The organism is Bradyrhizobium sp. (assembly GCF_049586575.1).
In the GTDB taxonomy this organism is placed as follows: domain Bacteria; phylum Pseudomonadota; class Alphaproteobacteria; order Rhizobiales; family Xanthobacteraceae; genus Bradyrhizobium.
Map to the genome: position 1 here is coordinate 1 of NZ_JBAVCF010000116.1, position 2,430 is coordinate 2,430.

The window sequence follows — 2,430 nt, forward strand, 5'->3', positions numbered from 1 at the left end:
CCGGTGGTGCGACGTTCACGGCGTACGACCAGATCGACAAGGCGCCGGAAGAGAAGGCGCGCGGCATCACGATTTCGACCGCTCACGTCGAATACGAGACGCAGAACCGCCACTACGCCCACGTCGATTGCCCCGGCCACGCCGACTATGTGAAGAACATGATCACGGGCGCCGCGCAGATGGACGGCGCGATCCTGGTTGTGTCGGCTGCCGACGGCCCGATGCCGCAGACCCGCGAGCACATCCTGCTCGCCAAGCAGGTCGGCGTGCCCGCGATGGTCGTGTTCCTCAACAAGTGCGATATGGTCGACGATCCGGAACTGCTCGAACTCGTCGAGCTCGAAGTTCGCGAACTGCTCTCGAAGTACGACTTCCCGGGCGACAAGATCCCGATCATCAAGGGCTCGGCGCTCGCCGCCCTCGAAGACAAGGACAAGAAGCTCGGTCACGACGCGATCCTCGAGCTGATGAAGTATGTCGACGAGTACATTCCGCAGCCCGAGCGTCCGATCGACCAGCCGTTCCTGATGCCGGTGGAAGACGTGTTCTCGATCTCCGGCCGCGGCACCGTGGTCACCGGCCGTGTCGAGCGCGGCGTGATCAAGGTCGGCGAGGAAATCGAGATCGTCGGTCTGCGCGCCACGCAGAAGACCATCGTCACCGGCGTTGAAATGTTCCGCAAGCTGCTCGATCAGGGCCAGGCGGGCGACAACATCGGCGCGCTGCTTCGCGGCACCAAGCGCGAGGAAGTCGAGCGTGGCCAGGTACTGTGCAAGCCGGGTTCGGTCAAGCCGCACACCAAGTTCAAGGCCGAGGCCTACATCCTCACCAAGGAAGAGGGCGGACGTCACACCCCGTTCTTCACCAACTATCGGCCGCAGTTCTACTTCCGCACCACCGACGTGACCGGTGTCGTGCATCTGCCCGAAGGCACCGAAATGGTGATGCCGGGCGACAACATCGCGATGGAAGTGCACCTGATCGTGCCGATCGCGATGGAAGAAAAGCTCCGCTTCGCGATCCGTGAAGGTGGCCGCACCGTCGGCGCCGGCGTGGTCGCAAGCATCATCGAGTAAGAAGCATCCGTCGTAATGCCCGGCCTCGTGCCGGGCATCCACGACTTCTTTATTTCCAGACGTGGATGGCCGGGGCGAGCCCGGCCACGACGGAACAGAGAGACAACGGCAATGAACGGCCAGAATATCCGCATCCGCCTCAAGGCGTTCGACCATCGAATTCTCGATTCGTCGACGCGTGAGATCGTGAATACGGCGAAACGGACCGGCGCTCAGGTTCGCGGACCCATTCCGCTGCCGACCCGCTTGGAGAAGTTCACCGTCAACCGTTCGCCGCACGTTGACAAGAAGAGCCGCGAGCAATTCGAGATGCGCACGCACAAGCGCCTTCTCGACATTGTCGACCCGACACCGCAAACCGTGGACGCGCTGATGAAGCTCGATCTGGCCGCCGGCGTCGACGTCGAAATCAAGCTCTAACCCTTAAGCCATCCGCAAGACGAGCGGACAGAAAGAACAGGAAGCACGCCGATGCGCTCCGGAGTGATCGCACAAAAGGTCGGGATGACGCGGGTCTTTACGGAGACCGGCGAACATATCCCTGTGACCGTGCTGAAGCTGGGCAATTGCCAGGTGATCGGTCACCGCACGACCGAGAAGAATGGTTATGTTGCGCTTCAGCTCGGTTCGGGCTCGCGCAAGACTGTCTATTTGCCCAAGGCCGAACGCGGCCAGTTCGCGGTCGCCAAGGTCGAACCCAAGCGCAAGCTCACCGAATTCCGCGTGTCGCAGGACGCGCTGATCCCGGTCGGCGCGGAAATCCAGGCCGACCATTTTGTCGTCGGCCAGTACGTCGACGTCACCGGTACCTCGGTCGGTAAGGGCTTTGCCGGCGGCATGAAGCGCTGGAATTTCGGTGGTCTGCGCGCCACCCACGGTGTGTCGGTCTCGCACCGTTCGATCGGTTCGACCGGTGGCCGTCAGGACCCCGGCAAGACCTTCAAGAACAAGAAGATGCCCGGCCACATGGGCGTCGATCGCATCACCACGCTGAATCTTCGTGTCGTCCAGACCGATGTCGAGCGTGGCCTGATCCTGGTCGAAGGCGCCGTTCCCGGCTCCAAGGGCGGATGGATCGCGGTGCGCGATGCGGTCAAGAAGCCGCTGCCGAAGGAAGCTCCGAAGCCCGGCAAATTCAAGGTCGCCGGCGGCGGCGAGCAGGCGACTGAGGCTCCGGCCCAGCAGGAGGGCGCGTGAGATGGAACTGAAAGTCACGACCCTTGAAGGTAAAGCGGCCGGTTCGGTCCAGCTTTCCGACGGTATCTTCGGTCTTGAGCCGCGCAAGGACATCATCCAGCGCTGCGTGCAATGGCAGCTCAACAAGCGTCAGGCTGGCACCCACAAGACCAAGGAC

At 62.5% G+C, this 2,430-nt stretch carries 4 protein-coding genes; all 4 read left to right on the top strand.

Annotated elements, in window-relative coordinates; translation table 11 throughout:
* Positions 1-1,076: elongation factor Tu (gene tuf / locus WB528_RS04110; protein WP_423887155.1), on the top strand; the 1,076-nt coding region annotated here is incomplete at its 5' end.
* A gap of 111 nt (positions 1,077-1,187) precedes the next feature.
* Positions 1,188-1,496 (top strand): 30S ribosomal protein S10, encoded by a 309-nt coding sequence (rpsJ, locus tag WB528_RS04115; RefSeq protein ID WP_422257210.1) that lies wholly within the window; start codon positions 1,188-1,190, stop codon positions 1,494-1,496.
* Between the two features lie 51 nt (positions 1,497-1,547).
* Positions 1,548-2,273, top strand: a complete 726-nt coding sequence (rplC, locus tag WB528_RS04120) for a 50S ribosomal protein L3 (protein WP_423887156.1) — start codon at positions 1,548-1,550, stop codon at positions 2,271-2,273.
* Between the two features lies 1 nt (position 2,274).
* The coding region (gene rplD, locus WB528_RS04125; RefSeq protein WP_423887157.1) for a 50S ribosomal protein L4 at positions 2,275-2,430 on the top strand (156 nt) is incomplete at its 3' end.

Excerpts from the sequence above, each read along its gene's own strand:
- rpsJ (WP_422257210.1), top strand. The coding sequence starts at position 1,188 with ATGAACGGCCAGAATATCCGCATCCGCCTCAAGGCGTTCGACCATCGA.
- rplC (WP_423887156.1), top strand. The coding sequence starts at position 1,548 with ATGCGCTCCGGAGTGATCGCACAAAAGGTCGGGATGACGCGGGTCTTT.